Genomic DNA, 18574 nt, shown 5'->3' on the forward strand with positions numbered 1-18574 from the left:
TTTCGGGACGTGGGCGCGTGGCCCGGCGAGCCCGCTCTGGGCCTGTGCCGCCGTGCCGCGTGCCGTTCGGGTCGTTCACCGTCGCGAAGGGCACCTTCCTGGCACCGCCGAGACGCGCTGCGAAAGGACCATTCGCTGCGTCCAACGCAGTGAAAGCCACCTTCGCGGCGGTCGTGGCAGGCGCCCAGCGTCGCCAAAGGCACCTTCGGGACGTCGGCGGGGCGGGACTCGCGCACCAGCGAACGGGACTCACGCACCGGTGGACGGGACTGGCGCACCCCAGAACGAGACTCGCGCACCAGTGGGCGGGACTCGCCGGCACATCGGACGGGCGCGCGCCACACACCGTACGGGAGGCGCCGACACGCGGGGGACGGAGCGCCGACACGCGGGGTTGGTCAGGAGCAGTCGTAGAGGGTGGATCCGGTCGGGGCGGAGCCGTAGGCCGAGGGGGTCACGACCTTGCAGTGGGTGCGGGCCCACTGCACGGCCTCCGGCACGAACGCCTGGACCGGGTCCCCGCTGACGGACCGGACCTCGGTGTTGCTGTCCAGCAGGAAGCGCAGTTGGCCGCTGGCCACGAGCGAGCTCATCTGCGCGGCGGTCGGTACCGGCACGTTGCCGTTGTAACCGCCGATGGCGATCACCGGCTTGCCGGTCTGCAGGATCACCGGCGAGGCGGCCGCCGACCCGACCATCGCGACGATCCACGTTGCCTTGCCCTGGTTGGCGACCAGGTAGTTCGCCAGGGCCGTGGGCAGCCCCGACGAGCCCTGCCCGAACCCGCCGAACCCGGCGCCGGCGGGACCGGCCGCGGGGAAGGTGGACGACACAGGTGTGTCCACAGTGGACGCGGCGTAGGCGGAGGGACCGGCCAGCACGGCGAGCAGCCCGGCGACCACGGAGGCGGCGAGGATGCGTTGGCGCACAACGGGGGTCACCGCGGGGATGATCAATCCGAGGACCAGGGCCACCACCACGGCGCTGGTGGTCATGGCCACCACCGGCACGAGCCAGGGCACGAACGAGGTGTTGCGGTCCAGCAGCGCCACACCCCAGAAGCCGGTGATCCCCAACGCGACGGGGAGCAGCAGGGCCCACGGGGTTGCCGTGCGGTACAAGCGGATCAGCGCGACCAGTCCGATGCCGACCACGGCGGCGAGCTCCGGGGCGAGGGCGGTCGTGTAGTACGGGTGCCAGATGCCCTGGGCGAAGCTGAAGACCACGAAGGTGGTGAGCAGCCAGCCGCCCCAGATGATCAGACCGGCGCGACGCTGGTCGGTGCGTCGAGCCCGCCACGCCAGGGCCAGCGCGACCAGCCCGCCGATCGCGGCGAGCGGCAGCAGCCAGGAGATCTGGCTGCCCACCTGGGAGCTGAACAGCCTGCCGAGCCCGGACTGGTCGCCGCCGAATCCCCCGCCGCCGCGCGGCATCGCCCCGGCCGGGAAGTTCGGCATCCGGCCACCGCCGCCACCCATCAGCCCCGGCGAGGCGAACCCGGTCTGCCCCAGCACACGCCCGAGTCCGTTGTAGCCGAACACGAGGTCGCTGACGGTGTTGTCCAGGCTGCCGTCGATGTACGGGCGGTCGGCGGCGGGAATGGCGTCGACCACGAGCATCCAGCTGGCGCTGACCGCGAGCAGCACGGCGGATGCGATGCCCAGCCCGGCGATCCGGCTGCGCAACCGGTTCGGCGCCGCGACCAGGTAGGCCAGGCCGAAGGCGGGCAGCACGAGGTAGGCCTGCAACATCTTGGTGTTGAACGCGAGCCCGACGGCCAGGGCACACCACACCATGGGCAGCCACCGCCCGGAGCGCACGGCGTTGGAGCAGGCCCACGCGGCGAGCACGAGCAGCAGCACCAGCAGGGTGTCGGGGTTGTTGTGCCGGGTGATCGCCACGGTGATGGGCGTCAGGGTGAAAACCAGTGCGGCGATGATCGCGGCCAGGTGCCCATAGGTGCGGCGCACCACTAGGTGCAGCACCGCCACGGTGAGCACGCCCGCAACGGCTTGCGGCAGCAGCAGGCTCCACGAGTTGAAGCCGAAAGCGCGCGCCGACAGGGCCTGTACCCACAGCGCCAGCGGCGGCTTGTCCACCGTGACCGCCGACCCGGCGTCCAGCGCGCCGAAGAAGAACGCCTTCCAGCTCTGCGTCTCACCGAGCACGGCGGCGGCGTAGAAGGTGTTGGCGTAGCCGTTGATGGACAGCGCCCAGGTGTAGAGCCCCGCGGCGAGGACCAGCACGGCGGCCAGCGCCGGGCGCGACCACCGCGGCCGGGCGGGTTGCTCGGTGACGACCGGTGCGGTGGCGGGCACCGTCAGCAGATCAGTACTCACCTTCGCAGGATCGCGAGGCCACCTGGGAGCAAGCTGGAAACGGGCTGGGAACTGACCAGATCAGCTGCCGGGCGCCTGGAACATCACCGGGGGCACGGTGGAGGCGGCCTTGGGACGGCTGGGCTGCTCCGGTGCCAGCGTGATCTCCGGCTCCGGCTCCTCCTTGCTCTCCGCCTCCCGCGCGGGCTCCTCGGCCGCGGCCGCGGGCTGCGGTGCGGGCGCGGACTCGGTCTGGCCGAGGGCCTGCCTGGCCTGCTCGATCCACATGCCCCACATGCCCTCGTCGCGGGTGCCACGCACCTCGGCCTTGAGCGCCGACAGCGCGCCACGCACCTGGGCGGCCAGCACGGAGTGCCCGCGTACCGCGGCCCACACCTCGACCTCGCGCCGCTTGACGACCTGGCGGACCTTCTCCAGCAACGCCGGGCGTGACAGGGAGAGCCACTGCTCGACGACGACAGGAGTTGAGGGCATTCGGAAGCCATCCTTAAAACCGGGGGTACATCATTACCGGCCGATCGCCGCGCCGCCGATCGGCTCAGCCGATTCTACCCGCACTGCGCGGAGCGTGACGCGCCACTGGGCTGAATCGGTGAACTACTTGCAGCATCCACATCTAGTCGGCAAATTGTCAACTCGGCGCCACGCGGCGGCCACGTCCGGAGCGGATCCTCGGAGGTCGTGATGCGCAGGCTTGCACTGGTGACCGTGACATCAATGCTGGTGGCGACCGTCGGCCTCGGCTGGACCAGTCCGGCGGGGGCGGCACCGCCCGCCGCCGCGGACAGCCAGGACAGCGAGCCGGTCGGCCCCGGCACCACGCTGACCGACTTCAGCCAGACCTTCGAGGGCATCCCGTTGCGCGGCAACGTGCTCGACGCGGACCTGGGCGATCCGCGACTGTCGGTGGGCCTGCTGACCCCGCCGGTGGTGGGCCAGGCCCAGACCGTCACCGAGATGGCGACCGCCCAGCACGCGATCGCCGCCGTCAACGGGGACTTCTTCGACATCAACAACACCGGGTCCACCCTGGGCATCGAGGTCCAGGGCGGCACGCTGCGCAAGGGCCCGCAGACCGACCCCTCGCCCTGGCACCACGCGGTCGGGGTGGACGCGGGCAGGGTGGGCCGCATCGTGGAGGCCTACCTGGACGGCCAGGTCGTGCTGCCCGGCGGAAAGTACCGGCTCGACGGCCTCAACCAGGTGCAGGTGCCCGCCGGCGCGGGTCTCGGGGTGTTCACCCCGCTGTGGGGCACCGCCTCGCGGGCGTTCCTCGGCTCACCGAGGACGCACGAGGTCACGGTCTCCGGCGGGCGGGTGGTCCGGCACGGCGCGGACCGGATCCCCGGGGACGGCTTCGTGCTGGCGGGCACCGGCAGCGAGGCCGACCTGCTCGCGGCGCTGCCGGTCGGGGCGCCGGTCGGGGTCAGCTACGCGCCGCGCACCGAGCCGGACCACCGGTTCGACACGCTGATGGGCGCCCGCGACGTGCTCGTGCGGGCGGGAGTGGCGGACCAGACCCTGGACGACACCTCGGTCAACCCGGAGACGGCCATCGGCTTCTCCCAGGACGGCAAGCACATGATGCTGGTCGTGATCGACGGCCGGTCGGCGGTCAGCAAGGGCGTCACCGAGCGGCAACTGGCCAGGTGGATGCAGCAGCGCGGGGCCTACGAGGCGGTGGTCGTGGACGGCGGCGGCTCCAGCGAGCTGATCAGCCGCGACGCGGGCGGCACCTCGACCAGCGTGCGCAACGTGCCCTCCGACGGGGTGGAACGCCCGGTGGGCAACGGGATCGGGCTGTTCTCCGCGCCGGGCAGCGGGCACCTCACCGGCATCCGGCTTGGCAAGGTGCCCGCCGTGTTCACCGGTCTGCACCGCAGGCTCACCGCGACTGGGTACGACGAGACCTACGGCCCGGCCCGCACCGGGGCGCTGCGCTGGACGGGCGCGGACCAGGACGGGGTGCTGACGGGCGGATCGCCTGGCACGGCCCAGGTCTCGGTGACCTCGCGCGGCGTGCGTGGCAGCGGCTCGGTGCGGGTGCTGCCCGCGCTGACCCGCATCGCCGTGCCGCAGGTGGACCTCACCGGTGGGCGGCCCGCCGGGTTCACGGTCACTGGCTACGACGCCGCGGGCGAGTCCTCGGCGGTCGACCCGTGCGACGTTCGACTGGACTACGACCGGGACCTGATCCGGATCACCCCGCGCGCGGACGGCTCGTTCGCGGTGAAGGCGTTGGCGGACAAGGCGTTCACCACGGTCACGGCACAGGTCGGCGACCGGGTCACGACCTTCCCGGTAGCCGTCGGCCTGGAGTCGGAGCCGGTCACCGGGTTCGAGGACGCGGGGTCGTGGAAGTTCGGCAGCGCGCGGGGCTCGGGCTCGCTGGCCAGCGTGCCGGGGCGGCACGGCAACGCGCTGGGCATGTCGGTGGACTTCACCGCTTCCGAGCAGACCCGCACCGGGGTGGCGACCGCGCCCGCTCCGATCCCGGTTCCCGGGCGGGCACACGGGTTCGAGATGTCGGTCAACGGGGACGGCAGGGGCGGCTGGCTGGCCGTGCTGATCAGCGACGCGAACGGCCGGAACTACTCGGTGTACGGGGACTACGTGACCTGGAACGGCTGGCGGCGCACGAGGTTCACCGTGCCGGACGGGGTGGCCTACCCGGTCGCGGTGCGCGGGGTGGAGGAGATCGAGGCCAAGCGGATCCACCGCTACACCGGGCACCTGGACTTCGACGACCTGACCGCGCAGGTCTCACCGAGGACCTGAGCACACAGCTGCGCCGGGTACCCGGCGGGTACCCGGCGCAGTGTGCGTCCTCAGCTGTTCTGGTCGGCGAACGCCTTGCGGGGCAGCATGTTCTGCACCTCGGCGGCGTCGGTGGCGCGCGGCTCGGCCACGTGCACCATGGACACGGCCTCGCGGCCGAGCAGGCCGCTGCCGACCCAGTCGAACAGGATTCGGACCTTGCGGTTGAAGGTCGGCATCTTGGCGACGTGGTAGGCGCGGTGCATGGCCCACGCGAGGTAGCCCTTGGCCTTGGTGTTGTAGACGTCGGCCACGCCCTTGTGCAGGCCCAGGCTGGCCACCGCGCCCACGTTCTTGTGCACGTAGACGGTGGCGGGCTTGCCGCGCAGCACGGCCAGGATGTTGGCGGCCAGGTGCTTGGCCTGCCGCACCGCGTGCTGGGCGTTGGGCGGGCAGGTGGCGTTCGGGTCGTCGTCGGTGCGCGACAGGTCCGGCACGGCGGCGCAGTCGCCCGCGGCCCACACCACGCCCTCCTGGCCCTCCACCTGCATGGCGGCGTTGGCCACCACGCGACGGCGCTGGTCCAGCGGCAGGCCCGACTTGGCCAGCACCGGGTTCGCGGTGACGCCCGCGGTCCAGATGATCGTGTCGCTGGCGAACTCGCTGCCGTCGGACAGCTTGACCACGCCGCCCTGCACGCTCTCCGCGCGGGTGTCGAGGAAGACCTCGATGCCGCGGGCCCGCAGCTTGTCCACGGTGTAGACGCCCAGGCTCTCGCGCACCTCGGGCAGGATGCGCGAGGCGGCCTCGACCAGCACCCAGCGCACGTCCTCGGGCTTGATGGTCGGGTAGTACTTCAGCGCGGCGCGGGTCATGTCCTCCAGCTCGCCCAGCGCCTCGACACCGGCGAACCCGCCGCCCATGACCGTGAAGGTCAGCAGCTTGCGGCGCAGCTCGGGGTCGTTGGTGCTGGCGGCCAGGTCCATCCGCGACAGCACGTGGTTGCGCAGGTAGACGGCCTCGCCGATGGTCTTCAGGCCGATGCCGTGCTCGGCGAGGCCCGGGATCGGCAGCAGCCGGGTCACCGCGCCAAGGGCCACGACCAGCATGTCGTAGCCGAGCTGCTCGGTGGAGCCGCCATCGGTCTCGATGGTGACCAGCTTCGCGTCGGGATCCACGGAGGTGACACGCGCGGTGCGCACGTGGCAGCGGTCCAGGGTCTTGCGCAGCGGGACCGTCACGTGCCTGGGCTCGATGGCGCCAGCGGCGGCCTCGGGCAGGAACGGCTGGTAGGTCATGTGGGGCTGCGGGTCCACGATGGTGACGGACGCCTCGTTCGCGCGCAGCTTCTTCTGCAGGCGCAGCGCGGTGTAGAGCCCCACGTAGCCGCCTCCGAGGACGACTATCCGAGTTGGCTGATTCCTCGCGGGCACGGCCAATCCCCTCCGGTTTCGATACATCAATGCACTCGATACACCGACGTACTGAGTGTAAGGCTGTATCGTGATCACCATGGCCGGTTCTGACAGTGACGTCAGCCACCCCAACGGCGTAGCCCCGCGCAAACGGGTGCACACGAAGGCCCGTTTGCTCCGTGCAGCCGTCGAGGTGCTTGCGGAGCGTGGTTACGCGGCCTCCTCGATCGATGAGATCTGCGCCCGAGCGGGTTACACCCGCGGTGCGTTCTACTCGAACTACGGCAGCAAGGACGAACTGGTCGTCGAGGTGTTCGACCAGTACGCCACCGATCGCCGCGAACGGCTGGAGGCGCTGGCCGCCACCGACCTCGCGCCCACGTCACTGGCCAGGGAGCTGCTGGAGCTCAACGAGGAGGACAGCGCGCTGAGCGCCGTCATCCTGGAGTTCCGGATGCACGCCCGGCGCAACCCCGAGCTGGTCGCCCGGCTGGACAAGCACGACGAGGACGCGTCCACCGCCTTCGCCGAACTGCTGGCCCGCGTCGTGCCCCCCGGTTCCGCGCTGGCCGGGCTGCCGCCCAAGCAGCTCGCGACCTTCCTGCTGGCCCTGCGCGCGGGCACGCTGACCCGGATCCTGCACGGCGGCCAGAGCGCCGCCCAGGCCCACCTCGCCTTCACCACCGTGCTGACCACCCTGCTGACGGGGTGAGCGGTGTCATGAACGTGCCGTTCGCGACACCAGATGTCCGCAACGGCACTTTCGTGACACCGCGCGGCGGACCCGGAGCCCCCGTCCCGGGGGTGTGGGCGGGGGCTCCGGTCCTACCGCCCGGCCGCCAAGGGGGAGGAAGCGGCGGGCGGTATCATTAAACCGCGTGACGGCCGTTGTTCACGGCTTATCCGCTCGGTTGGTGGTCAAGGTCGACTCGCGGGTATTGGCGCGTCTGGCACACTGTGTGGGTGGGAACCCACTCGGGGGTACGCCTCTAATGATCAAACACCAGATGACTGCTTCTCCGGCCACCGCCGCCCTCGTGGACGCGGTGGACATCCGGCCTGGCCAGCGGGTGCTCCAGGTGGCACTCGGTGATCGTCCCTACGACGAGGACCAGGCCGTGACCGTCTCCGGCGAGGACGCCTACCTCGGCGACCCGTCGGGAGGCCCCTACGACAGAATCGTGGTCACCGCCGGGGTCGCGGGCATCTCCCCGCACTGGCTGGACCAGCTCGCCCCGGACGGCGTGATCTACGCCCCGGTGGCGCACGGCGGCATGCACCCGGTGCTGGCGGTGCGCAAGAGGGCCGCGGGCCCGCACGCCCGGCCGGTGCTGTGGACGGACTTCCCGCCCGCCAGCGGCCCGCTGCGCCCGGACGCCCTGTTCCGGCACGACCCGACGCACCTGGTGCCCGGCCCGATCAGCTTCCGGCTGCCCGGCGGCCACCTGGGCCTGTCCGAGCAGAGCTACCAGGACCTCTGGTTCTTCCTCGCGGCACGGGACGCCCGGATCACCCGCGCGGAGCTGGACGACCCGGAGTTCGACCCGGCCAACGGCTGCTGCGCCAAGCGCGAGCCCGCGCACGGCACGGCGTGGATCCAGACCGACGGCTCGATCGTGGCGGCCGGTGACCGCAACCGCGCGATGGCGGTGGTGAACCTGCTGCTGGCCCAGGCCACGCAGTGGGACAAGGCCCTGGACCGGCCTTCGTTCACCCAGTGGCAGTGCGGCTTCCAGCGCGACGACCTGGTCAGCCACCCGCTGTGGCTGCCGCACCGCTGGCAGCTGAGCTCGCAGGCCCCGCGGATCAGCGGTGTGGAGCCGAGGGCACGGCGCTCGCCGGGTGGTACGCGGCCAGCGGTAGCGTCGCCGCCCCGGCCGCGACCGACCCTGGCCCCAGCTCGCTGAGCGCAACGCTCACCCCCGCGTCCCGCACGGCCCGCTCCACCTCGGCCAGGTAGGGCGCGGCCGCTCGTCCACCAAGCACTACGTGGTCCAGGTCGAGCAGGTTCACCAGGTCCAGCACCGCCGTGCCGAGCAGCCGCGAGGCACGGCGGATCCGCTGGTCAGCGGGGTCGAGCGCGGCGAAGCGGGCCAGCACGTCCGGTCCGGCGCCGACCACGGCGGCGGGCCCGCACAGCACCTCCACGCAGCCACGCCGCCCGCACGGGCAGAGCGGGCCGTCCGCCTGGACCGTGGTGTGGCCGAACTCCCCCGCGTTGGTGCGTGCCCCGCGGTGCACCTGCCCGTCGAGCACCAGCCCGGCACCGATACCGGTGCCCACGTACACCAGTGCCGCGTGCGTGAACCGCTCGCGCTGCCACCAGCGCTCGGCCAGCACGGCCGCGTTGGTGTCCTTGTCCACGATCACCGGCAGGCCGGTGACCTGCGCCAACTGCTCGCGCAGCGGTACGCCGTGCCAGCCGGGCAGCCGGGTGGCCGCGTGCACCACGCCCGTGCGGTGGTCCAGCGGCCCCGGGCAGCCCACGCCGATGCCGATCACCCTCGCCGGGTCGACCCCCGCGAGCAGTTCGGCCACCGGCGCCGCGATCCACGCCACGTCCGCCACCGGTCCCGGCACGCGCCGCTCGCGCACCACTGTCCCGGTGAGGTCGGCCAGCACCACGCGCAGTTCGTCGCGGTCCAGGTGCACGCCCACTGACCAGCGCGCGTCGGCGACCACGCGCAGCAGGGTGCGCGGCTTGCCCACGGTGGGCGCGGCCTGCCCCGATTCGGCGAGCAGCCCGTGCTCGATCAGCCTGGCCACGATCTTGGACACCGCCTGGGCCGTCAGCCCGGTGCGCGCGGCCAGGTCCACCCTGCTCAGGCCTTCCTGCGTGCGCACGAGGTCCAGTACCAGCGCGTCGTTGTGACCACGCAGTCGGTCGAGGTTCACTCCGGTGCTTTGCATTTACGCAACAGTGTTGATTAACTCGGGGCATGAACGCAAGCACGGATCTCAGGGTCGGCCTCCTGGGCTACGGCATCGCCGGTGCCGTGTTCCACGCCCCGCTCATCGCCGCCACGCCTGGCCTGCGGCTGTCCGCGGTGGTCACCGCCAGCCCCGCGCGCCGGGAGAAGCTGGCCGCCGAGCACCCCGGCGCCCTCGCCCTGGACGAGGCCGAGGCCCTGTGGGCCCGTGCGGGGGAACTGGACCTGGTCGTCGTGGCCACCCCGAACCGCACCCACGTGCCGCTGGCCAAGGCCGCGCTGGCCGCAGGGCTGCCGGTGGTGGTGGACAAGCCGTTCGCCCCGACCGTGGAGCAGGCCCGCGAGCTGACCGAGCACGCCGCCAAGCTCGGCCTGCCGCTCGCGGTGTTCCAGAACCGCCGGTGGGACAACGACTTCCTGACCGTGCGCGGGTTGATCGACGCGGGCGAACTGGGCACCGTGACCCGGTTCGAGTCCCGGTTCGAGCGCTGGGTGCCCAAGCCGAAGACCGGCTGGCGTGAGCTCGGCGACCCCGAGGAGGCCGGGGGTGTGCTGTTCGACCTCGGCGCGCACCTGATCGACCAGGCGCTGCAACTGTTCGGCCCGGTCCGCGTGGTGTACGCCGAGCTGGACCGCCGCCGCGAGGGCGTGCAGGTCGACGACGACGCCTTCGTCGCGCTGACCCACGCCAACGGGGTGCGCTCACACCTGTGGATGGGCTCGCTCACCGCGCAGGGCGGACCGCGCATGCGCGTGCTCGGCGACAGGGCGGCCTTCACCAAGTACGGGCTGGACGGCCAGGAGGCCGCACTCAAGGCGGGTCACCGACCCACCGAGCCCGGCTGGGGCGTGGAGCCCGCGGAGCTGTCCGGCAAGCTCGGAGTGGACGGGGACCTGCGCACGATCACCTCGCACGCCGGGGCGTACCCGCGGTTCTACGCGCAGATGCGCGATGCCGTGCGCGGAATCGGCGAGGTGCCCGTCACCCCCGAGTCGGCCACTGCCACGCTGGAGCTCATCACCGCAGCCCAACGCTCTGCTGAACTCTCCGCGCCTGTGGTTTGCTCGTGACATGATCACGATCGGGGCGGAGCGCACCGCCGAGCTGTTGCCGTTCGACCGCCTGGTTCCCGCGCTGCGAGCCGGTTTCCAGTCCGCGGTGACCGTGCCCGAACGGCAGCAGCACCGGGTCGGCCCGGACGGCGGCTCCACCATGTTGATCATGCCTGCCTTCGGCCCCGAGCACAGCGGGGTCAAGATCGCCACGGTGTACCCGGACCAGCGGCCCGCCGTCGCGGCCACCTACACGCTGTTCGACAACCACACCGGGCAGCCGCTCGCGCACCTGGACGGAACGACGATCACCAGCAGGCGGACCGCGGCGGCCTCCGCGCTGGCCGCGGACTTCCTCGCCCGCGCCGACGCGCGCACCCTGCTGATCATCGGCAGCGGCACCGTGGCCGCCATGCTGCCCGCCGCGTACCGCGCGGTGCGGCCGATCGACCGCGTGCTGGTGCACTCGCGCACCGCCGCCAACGCCGCGGCACTGGCCGAGCGGGTCGGCGGGGAGGTCGTCACCGACCTGCCCGCCGCGGTGGCCGCCGCCGACGTGGTCAGCTGCGCCACGCTGGCCACCGAGCCGGTCGTGCTCGGCCAGTGGCTGCGGCCGGGCGTGCACCTCGACCTGATCGGCAGCTTCCGCCCGGACATGCGCGAGACCGACGACGCGGCCATCGCCCGCAGCTCGGTGTTCGTCGACACCTTCGGCGCCTGCGAGGAGTCCGGGGACCTGAGCCAGCCCCTGGCCAACGGCACCCTGCGCCTGGCCGACATCCGCGCCGACCTCACCGCCCTGTGCACCGCCGCGCACCTCGGCCGCACGAGCCCGGCGGAACTCACCCTGTTCAAGTCCGCGGGCACCGCCGTCGAAGACCTCGCCGCGGCCGTGCTCGCCTACCGCTCCAGGTAGACGATCTCGTGCGCGCCGCCGTCCATCGGCACGGTGGCGCGCACCTGCCAGTCCCTGACGTCGATCACCGTCATCGTGCCGTCCTTCGCGTTGTTCACGTACAGGTCGGCACCGGCCGAGGTCATGCCCAACGGCCCAGCCCCCACCTGGACCTGCTCGACCACCTTGCCCTGTTCGACGTCCACGATGCTGACCGAATCCGGGCTCGACTCGTCGGAGTCCCAGTGCGCGTGGAAGTGGGACACCGCCACCCGGCCGTCGGCCAGCACGTGCACCCGGAGCGGGTTGCCCGGCAACTCGACCTCGCCGACCTTCTCGTCCGAGCCCGTGTCGACCACGTGCAGCAGGGCCCGCGCCCGATCCGCCGCGTAGAGCAGGTCGCCGCGCACCTCCAGGTCCTCCGAGCCGGTCGGCATCGCGATCCGCCCCGCCATGCGCCGGTCCACCAGGTCCAGCACCGAGACGAAGCCCGCCTCCTTGTTGCCCGTGTACGCCTTCGTCCGGTCCCCGGTCAGCGCCAGCCAGTGCGGCCCCGCCGTGCCCGTCGGCACGTGGCCCAGGGGCTGCCAGGTGTTCAGGTCCAGCGTGAGCAGGCAGCCGCCGTGCGACTCGCACACCACGTGCAGCCGGTCCCCGTCCAGCGCCAGGTCGTGCGGCCCCGCGTAGGGCGCGATGTCCACCACCTCGGTGATCTCCCACGTGCCGGGGTCGATCACCACGATCTCGTGCCCGAGGTCCCCGTGCTTGTCGTAGAACCCGTTCCGGTAGGTGACCGTCGCGTACAGCCGGTCCCGCGACTCATCGTGCACCAGCACGTGCGGCTGCGCCGGTAGCGCCAGGCGTGCCACCTCGGTCAACTCGTCGTCCAGCACCGTGACCGTCGATCCCCGTTGATTGCTGCTGATGAGCATGTTCCAACGCTATTTTCCCACCACTGCTGCGTCCAGCGCACAGTACTCAACCCAGCTGTGCGCCGGGTGCAACAGTGGTCCTGAACGAGCCCAGGTGTGCGTGTGCCGTGAAGGTGGCTTTCACTGCGTTGGGCGCAGTGAAAGCCACCTTCACGGCACCCCCGACCGCTCCCCCGCCCCGCCGCCTGAACGTCCCAAAGGTGCCCTTCACGACGCTGAACGTCCCGAACGGCACCTTCACGGCACCCGGTGCCGAGCCGCCACCCCACCCCAGCACGTCCCAAAGGTGCCCTTCACGACGCTGAACGTCCTGAACGGCACCTTCATGACATCGGCGACGCTGCCCGGCCCACGGCGGCACCGTCCCGAAGGTGCCGCAGCCGGGATAGACGCGCACAGGCCCCGCCCCGCCGCCTGAACGTCCCAAAGGTGCCCTTCACGACGCTGAACGTCCTGAACGGCACCTTCATGACATCGGCGACGCTGCCCGGCCCACGGCGGCACCGTCCCGAAGGTGCCCTTCACGACGGTGCCGCGGCTCGCGCCGCCGGTGCCCCGCTCCCCGCTCCCCGCCCCACCGGAGACGATCTCTAGAGTCGGCGGTGCGACAGCAGAAGGGAGTAGCGATGACCCGTCCTCGCTGGTCAGCCGATGCCAAGCGGAGTCTGGCAGCGGGCACGCTGGCCTGCGCCGTGGTGGTGGCGACCGAGGTGTTCGGCAAGTTCAACGACAGCGCGATGGCCTGGGAGAAGGTCGTGGCGATCGTCGGGGTGCTGCTGTTCCTGGCGACCTCGGTGGTGGCGGTGCGCAGCCTGGGCAACCTGGTGGTGCGGCGCACACAGGACCGGATCGGGGTCAGCCACGCGGGCATGGTGCGGCTGGCGATCTCGATCGTGGGCTACCTGTTCGGCGCGGTGATCGCGCTGGGCATGTTGCACGTGGGGCTGGGTCAACTGCTGGTCGGCGGGGCGCTGACCGGTGTGGTGCTGGGCATCGCGTGCCAGCAGGCGCTGGGCAACCTGTTCGCGGGGCTGGTGCTGCTGATCTCGCGGCCGTTCACCATCGGCGAGGCGATCATCGTGCACTCGGGTGCGCTGGGCGGCCCGCACGAGGGTGTGGTGCTGGAGATGGGTCTGGTCTACGTGGTGGTGGAGACCGACACGGGGCTGGTGCGGCTGCCCAACAGCGCGGTGCTGTCGGCGGGCGTGGGCCCGCGCCCGGTCGCGGTCGAGGAACCGTGACGGCGGTCCGGCCGCTGACCCCGGAGGCGCTGGTCGAGGTCCTGGCCGATCGGATCGCCGACACAGCACCGGGTTCGCGGCTGCGCGTGCTCGTGGACGGCGCGCCCGCGGCACGGCCCGAGGCCCTGGCGGACGGGCTGGTGGATCCGCTGCGGCTGCGGGGCCGCGCGGTGCAGCGCGTGTCGGCACGGGACTTCCTGCGGCCCGCCTCGTTGCGCTTCGAGCGGGGGCGGACCGATCCCGACTCGTACTACGAGGACTGGGTCGACATGGACGGGCTGGCACGCGAGGTACTTGACCCGCTGGAGCAAGCGGGCAGCGGCGAGGTGCTGCCGACGTTGTGGAACGCGGAGACCGACCGGGCCAGCCGCGCGGCGTACGTGCCGGTGCCGGAAGGCGGGGTGGTCGTGGTGGACGGCACGCTGCTGCTGGGCCGCTGGCTGCCCTTCGACCTGACGGTGCACCTGCACCTGTCCCCTGCCGCGCTGCGCAGGCGGACCGAGCCGGAGTCGCACTGGACGCTGGCCGCGCACGAGCGCTACGCCGAGCAGGTGGACCCGCTTTCCGCGGCCGACATCGTGGTCAGGGCGGACGACCCGCGCCATCCGGCGCTCGTGGTCGGATGAACGCAGGACCGACAAAACAGGGCAAGTTCGTGCGGATTTGTTGCCAGTAGTGGGGGCGCTTCCTACTGTGAGAGCGATCTCACAGCCTGGAGGTCCGCGTGCGAACCCCCCTGCTCGCCGTGGCCGTACTACTGGTGGCCACCGCCGTTCCCGCACAGGGCCAGGTCCCGTCCTGGCAGCGCTACGTGATCGCTCCGGGCAGCCGGGACGTGCACCCGGTAGCGACGATCTCCACCACTGGCGATGTCAGCACGAGTGGCGGCACGACGGTGCTACGCAAGGCCGCCGACCCGGTGTGGCCGCGCGGCACGACCGCGGCCGCCAGTTCGACGCACGCGCCCAACCCGCGCGACTACTCCCCCGCCAACGCTGTTGACGGGGATTCGGATTCGTTCTGGAACGACGACACCGAGAACGCCTACCCGGACGCGCTGACCATCACCGCGCCGAGCCAGGTGAGCCTGCCGGGCATCACGCTGGTGTCCAACAGTGACGGCGCACCAAGGGATTTCACCGTCGAGACCTGGGACGGTACCGCCTGGCGACAGACCGCCGCTGTGACCGGCAACGAGCAGGTCCGGCGCAGGGTGCCGTTCGCGCGGGCGGTGAGCACCACACAGGTTCGGATCACCGTGACCCGGGACAACGACGGCGGGCGCGGGATCTTCACGCGTGTCAACGAGGTGCTGCCGGGCCTGGCGGCCGATCCGCCGAGCATCGTGCTGGACTTCGGGAAAGTTGTTGCGGGCTATGCGAAGTTGGCGTTCTCCGCGGCAAGCGGGGCGCCGACGGCGCGGCTGGCGTTCGCGGAGAGCACGCAGTACCTGACCGATCGCTCCGACTTCGCGCGCTCGGACTTCTCCGGCGGACCCGGCGTGGACACGCACTCGGTGACCGGGCCGGGAACCTGGTCGGACAACGAGCTGCACGGCTTCCGGTACCTGAAGATCAGCACGGACCGGGGTGAGCTGGCGATCAGCTCGGTCTCGCTGGACTTCGCGCCGTTCCTGGGCACGCCCGAGACCTACACCGGCTGGTTCGAGTCCTCGGATCAGCAGCTGAACCAGTTCTGGTACAACGCCTCCTACACCAACGAGCTGTGCACCGACACGTTCCGCCCCGCCGACGTGGACCCGCGTGGCGCCGACAGCCCGTCCCTGCGCGGCAAGCTGGTGCTGCACGACGGGGCCAAGCGCGACCGGGACCCGTACGTGGGCGACCTCGCGGTGTCCGGGCGCACCGCGTACTTGACGCACGAGGTCAAGCTCGCGGCCCGGAACGTGCTCGCCGACCTGGCCGAGCACCAGCGGGCGGACGGCTGGATCCCGCCCGCGTCGATCAACAACTACACGCTCCCGCTGTTCGAGTACCCGCTGTGGTGGACGACCGCCAGCTGGGACTACGTGCTCTACACCGGGGACACCGGCTACGGCGCCACGTACTACCCGAACCTGGTGCGGCTGCTGGACAACTGGTACCAGTCGACGACGAACGCGCGCGGGCTGCTGGCCAGGCCGGAGGGCTACGGGGACTACGCGTTCCTGCCCAGGACCGGCGAGGTCACCTACTACAACGCGCTCTACGTGCAGGCGCTGCGGGACGCGGCGCGGCTCGCGGGTGTGCTGGGTCACGCCGAGGACCAGACCCGTTGGCAGCACAGGGCGGACACGGTGTCGGCGGCGATCAACACCTACCTGTGGGACCCGGCGAACAAGTCCTATGTGGACTCATCTACGGGACCGCTGCGGCACGGGCAGGACGGCAACGCGCTGGCGATCACCAGCGGGGTGGCCGATCCGGCACGGGCGAGGTCGGCGCTCGACCTGCTCACCGCCAGGACCGCGCGGCCGTGGGGCAACGCGTTCATGGACGACGACACGCTCGTCGGCGACGGCTCGCAGCGCGTCTACGCCTTCACCTCCTACCCCGAGATCGAGGCCCGTTTCCTTACCGGGCAGGCGGATTCCGCGGCCGAGGAGATCAAACGGCTGTACGGCTGGATGGGCAGCACCGACTGGGAGGGCATCGGCGCGGGCGGTTCGCCTTACGAGGGCGCCTACACCTCACTGGCGCACGGCTGGTCCACCGGGGTGCTGCCCGCGCTCACCAACGACCTGCTCGGCGTGCGCCCGACCTCCCCGGGATTCGCCACCTGGTCGGTGGCCCCGCACCCGGGTGGGGGCGTGACCTGGGCCCGAGGGCAGGTGCCCACCCCGCACGGGCCGCTCACCGTGAGCTGGCACACCGACTCCGACGGGTTCACCCTGACCGTCACCGCGCCGCCGGGCACGACCGGCACCGTCACGTTGCCCTCCGGAACCCCGCACAGCTTCGGGAGCGGCACGAACACCCTGCGAGGAGGAACCCTGTGAGAACCATCAGATTAGGACTCACCACCCTGCTGGCCGCGACCGCGTGCGCCGGTCTGGGCGTGGCACCCGCGCTGGCCTCTCCCGAGCTGATCAGCGCCATGCAGCGCGACTTCGGCCTGACCGCGCAACAGGTGCAGGCACGAGTGGTGCAGGAGTCGGCGGCGGTCAGAACCGCGCCGCAGGCGGAGAAGGCCGCCGGGGACGCCTTCGCCGGGTCCTGGTACGACGCGGCCAGCGGCAAGCTGACCGTGGCGGTGACCGACACCGGCCGGACGGCGGCGGTCGAGGCCACCGGCGCGCGGGTCACGAAGGTGGCCAACAGCATGAGCAAGCTCAACGCCACCAAGGAGAAGCTGGACAAGGTGCGGGCGCCCGCCGGGGTCAGCAGCTGGCGGGTCGACCCGCGGCGCAACACCGTGGTGGTCACCACCAACAGCGAGGACAGCGCGGTGCGGCAGTTCCTCGCGACGGCGGAGCAGGCCGGACCGGTTGTCGTGGAGCAGAACCAGAACTCGCGGCCGCAGGTGTTCTCGGCGGGCACGGTCGGCGGGGACCCGTACTACATCAACGGCAACACGCGCTGCTCCATCGGGTTCTCCGTGCATGGCGGCTTCGTCAGCGCCGGGCACTGCGGCTCGCCGGGCAGCACGGTGGTCGGCTGGGACAACTCGTTCATGGGCCGCTTCGCCGGTTCCACCTTCCCCGGCAACGACTACTCCTTCATCCGCACCGAGAACGGCTGGTGGAACGCGCCGGTCGTGCTGGGCTGGGGCACGGTCAGCGACGCGCTGGTGCGCGGCTCCTGGGTGGCCCCGTCGGGCACCTCGGTGTGCCGTTCCGGCTCGACCACGCACTGGCACTGCGGCACGGTGCAGAACCAGAACGAGACGGTGAACTACTCGCAGGGCGCGGTGCACGGGCTGACCGGCACCAGCGTGTGCGCCGAGCCGGGTGACTCCGGCGGCTCGTTCATCACCGGGGACCAGGCCCAGGGCGTGACCTCGGGTGGCTGGGGCAACTGCTCCTCCGGCGGGCAGACCTGGTTCCAGCCGGTGAACCCGATCCTGTCGGTCTACGGGGTGTCACTGGTCACCGCCTGAGGCCGCGGCAAGCCGTTCCAGCACAACGCGAACGGCGGGGTGGGCCTCGGTCCTGGTGCGCAGTACGGCGCTGACCACCCGGCGGACCGGGCGGGCCATCGGCTTGAGCAGCACGCCCTCGGGCACCCTGCGGGCGGCCAGCGCGGGCACCAGTGCCACGCCCAGCCCGGCGTCCACCAGTCCCGCCATCACCCCGAAGTCGTCGCAGTACGCCTGCGGGCTCGGCACGAACCCGGCCGACCCGCAGGCGCGCTGCGCCATCTCGTGGCAGGACGCGTCGGTCCTCGGCATGATCCACTTCCGGTCGGCCAGCTCGGCGAGCTCCACCTGCTCCCGCGCGGCCAGCGGGTCGTCGGTGGGCATCGCCACGTAGACCTGCTCGGTGAGCAGTTCGTGCACCTCGCAGGAGGGCGGCACGTCGCGCGGCATCAGGTCGTAGGCGTGCACCAGCGCGAGGTCGATCTCGCCCCGGCGCAGCGCGGGCAGCGACTCCTCCGGCTCCATCTCGTGCACCACCACGTCCACGGCCTCGCCGTAGCTGGCGCGCAGTGAGCGCACCGCGGGCGGGACCAGGCGGGCCGCGGCCGTGACGAACGCGCCCACCCGCACCGATCCCGCGACTCGCGCGCGCAGCCCGGCCAGGTCGGCCTCGGCCGCCGCGAGCTGGTCGAGCACCAGCTGGGTGTGCGCGACGAGTACCTGCCCCGCCCTGGTCAGGGTGAGGCGGCGGCCCTCGCGCTCCACCAGGGTCACGCCAGCCTCGCGCTCCAGGGCCGCCAGCTGCTGGGACACCGCCGGGCTGGTCACGTGCAGGGCCTCGGCGGCGGCCGTGACGGTGCCGTGCACGGACAGCGCGTGCAGCAGGCGGAGACGTCGTACATCCAACACGAAGTCCAGCTTAACCTTTAACTCAG

General features: G+C 71.8%; 15 protein-coding genes. 9 read left to right on the forward strand and 6 right to left on the reverse strand.

Annotation, left to right across the window (positions count from 1 at the left end; translation table 11 throughout):
• Positions 1 to 398: 398 nt before the first annotated feature.
• On the reverse strand, positions 399 to 2339 hold the full coding sequence (locus KALB_RS31460; RefSeq protein WP_025359654.1) for a glycosyltransferase family 39 protein: 1941 nt from the start codon (positions 2337 to 2339) through the stop codon (positions 399 to 401).
• 60 nt (positions 2340 to 2399) lie between these two features.
• Entirely contained in the window at positions 2400 to 2813 is a 414-nt protein-coding gene (locus KALB_RS31465; RefSeq protein ID WP_025359655.1) for a hypothetical protein, read from the reverse strand.
• Positions 2814 to 3041: 228 nt separating this feature from the next.
• On the opposite strand from KALB_RS31465, the gene KALB_RS31470 reads away from it, so the two are divergent.
• Positions 3042 to 5117, forward strand: a complete 2076-nt coding sequence (locus tag KALB_RS31470; RefSeq protein WP_148309732.1) for a phosphodiester glycosidase family protein — start codon at positions 3042 to 3044, stop codon at positions 5115 to 5117.
• A 50-nt stretch (positions 5118 to 5167) separates the two neighbouring features.
• Here KALB_RS31470 and KALB_RS31475 read toward each other — a convergent pair whose 3' ends face one another.
• A complete protein-coding gene (locus KALB_RS31475) occupies positions 5168 to 6529 on the reverse strand; it encodes an NAD(P)/FAD-dependent oxidoreductase (protein WP_148309733.1) in 1362 nt (453 codons plus the stop codon).
• A 79-nt stretch (positions 6530 to 6608) separates the two neighbouring features.
• Between KALB_RS31475 and KALB_RS47880 the strand changes: the two genes are divergently transcribed.
• Together KALB_RS47880 and KALB_RS31485 are read left to right on the forward strand one after the other, a co-directional pair.
• Positions 6609 to 7223, forward strand: a complete 615-nt coding sequence (locus KALB_RS47880) for a TetR/AcrR family transcriptional regulator (RefSeq protein ID WP_158510858.1) — start codon at positions 6609 to 6611, stop codon at positions 7221 to 7223.
• Between the two features lie 295 nt (positions 7224 to 7518).
• Positions 7519 to 8418, forward strand: a complete 900-nt coding sequence (locus KALB_RS31485) for a protein-L-isoaspartate O-methyltransferase family protein (RefSeq protein WP_158510859.1) — start codon at positions 7519 to 7521, stop codon at positions 8416 to 8418.
• Here the strand turns inward: KALB_RS31485 and KALB_RS31490 are convergent.
• A complete protein-coding gene (locus KALB_RS31490) occupies positions 8318 to 9421 on the reverse strand; it encodes an ROK family transcriptional regulator (RefSeq protein ID WP_025359660.1) in 1104 nt (367 codons plus the stop codon). The two genes, KALB_RS31485 and KALB_RS31490, sit on opposite strands and share 101 nt — an antisense overlap.
• 29 nt (positions 9422 to 9450) lie before the next feature.
• Between KALB_RS31490 and KALB_RS31495 the strand changes: the two genes are divergently transcribed.
• Both KALB_RS31495 and lhpI read left to right on the forward strand, forming a co-directional pair.
• Complete coding sequence (locus KALB_RS31495) at positions 9451 to 10512, forward strand: Gfo/Idh/MocA family oxidoreductase (protein ID WP_025359661.1); 1062 nt, start codon at positions 9451 to 9453, stop codon at positions 10510 to 10512.
• 1 nt (position 10513) lies between these two features.
• Positions 10514 to 11410, forward strand: coding sequence for a bifunctional Delta(1)-pyrroline-2-carboxylate/Delta(1)-piperideine-2-carboxylate reductase (lhpI, locus tag KALB_RS31500; protein WP_025359662.1), 897 nt, complete (start codon positions 10514 to 10516; stop codon positions 11408 to 11410).
• Here the strand turns inward: lhpI and KALB_RS44450 are convergent.
• Positions 11395 to 12321 carry a YncE family protein gene (locus KALB_RS44450; RefSeq protein ID WP_025359663.1) on the reverse strand — a complete coding sequence of 309 codons (927 nt, stop codon included), beginning with the start codon at positions 12319 to 12321 and terminating at the stop codon, positions 11395 to 11397. The genes lhpI and KALB_RS44450 overlap by 16 nt on opposite strands.
• Before the next feature lie 626 nt (positions 12322 to 12947).
• Between KALB_RS44450 and KALB_RS31510 the strand changes: the two genes are divergently transcribed.
• The 4 genes from KALB_RS31510 (at position 12948) to KALB_RS31525 (ending at position 17660) form a co-directional block, all read left to right on the forward strand.
• Positions 12948 to 13562: a mechanosensitive ion channel domain-containing protein gene (locus KALB_RS31510; protein WP_030109028.1), complete on the forward strand. Its 615-nt coding sequence runs from the start codon at positions 12948 to 12950 to the stop codon at positions 13560 to 13562.
• On the forward strand, positions 13559 to 14188 hold the full coding sequence (locus tag KALB_RS31515; RefSeq protein ID WP_025359665.1) for a nucleoside/nucleotide kinase family protein: 630 nt from the start codon (positions 13559 to 13561) through the stop codon (positions 14186 to 14188). The genes KALB_RS31510 and KALB_RS31515 overlap by 4 nt, the downstream gene beginning before the upstream one ends.
• A gap of 98 nt (positions 14189 to 14286) precedes the next feature.
• The gene (locus KALB_RS31520; protein WP_025359666.1) at positions 14287 to 16560 is read left to right on the forward strand and encodes an alpha-L-rhamnosidase-related protein; all 2274 of its coding nucleotides are present in this window, start codon (positions 14287 to 14289) and stop codon (positions 16558 to 16560) included.
• On the forward strand, positions 16557 to 17660 hold the full coding sequence (locus tag KALB_RS31525; protein WP_025359667.1) for a S1 family peptidase: 1104 nt from the start codon (positions 16557 to 16559) through the stop codon (positions 17658 to 17660). The genes KALB_RS31520 and KALB_RS31525 overlap by 4 nt, the downstream gene beginning before the upstream one ends.
• Here KALB_RS31525 and KALB_RS31530 read toward each other — a convergent pair.
• Positions 17643 to 18548 carry a LysR family transcriptional regulator gene (locus KALB_RS31530; protein ID WP_025359668.1) on the reverse strand — a complete coding sequence of 302 codons (906 nt, stop codon included), beginning with the start codon at positions 18546 to 18548 and terminating at the stop codon, positions 17643 to 17645. The genes KALB_RS31525 and KALB_RS31530 overlap by 18 nt on opposite strands.
• Positions 18549 to 18574 lie beyond the last annotated feature (26 nt).

It is taken from the genome of Kutzneria viridogrisea DSM 43870 (assembly GCF_000525635.1).
Lineage (GTDB): Bacteria > Actinomycetota > Actinomycetes > Mycobacteriales > Pseudonocardiaceae > Kutzneria > Kutzneria viridogrisea.

Excerpts from the sequence above, each read along its gene's own strand:
- KALB_RS31465 (WP_025359655.1), bottom strand. The coding sequence starts at position 2,813 with ATGCCCTCAACTCCTGTCGTCGTCGAGCAGTGGCTCTCCCTGTCACGC.
- KALB_RS47880 (WP_158510858.1), top strand. The coding sequence starts at position 6,609 with ATGGCCGGTTCTGACAGTGACGTCAGCCACCCCAACGGCGTAGCCCCG.
- KALB_RS31485 (WP_158510859.1), top strand. The coding sequence starts at position 7,519 with ATGACTGCTTCTCCGGCCACCGCCGCCCTCGTGGACGCGGTGGACATC.
- KALB_RS31490 (WP_025359660.1), bottom strand. The coding sequence starts at position 9,421 with ATGCAAAGCACCGGAGTGAACCTCGACCGACTGCGTGGTCACAACGAC.
- KALB_RS31495 (WP_025359661.1), top strand. The coding sequence starts at position 9,451 with ATGAACGCAAGCACGGATCTCAGGGTCGGCCTCCTGGGCTACGGCATC.
- lhpI (WP_025359662.1), top strand. The coding sequence starts at position 10,514 with ATGATCACGATCGGGGCGGAGCGCACCGCCGAGCTGTTGCCGTTCGAC.
- KALB_RS44450 (WP_025359663.1), bottom strand. The coding sequence starts at position 12,321 with ATGCTCATCAGCAGCAATCAACGGGGATCGACGGTCACGGTGCTGGAC.
- KALB_RS31510 (WP_030109028.1), top strand. The coding sequence starts at position 12,948 with ATGACCCGTCCTCGCTGGTCAGCCGATGCCAAGCGGAGTCTGGCAGCG.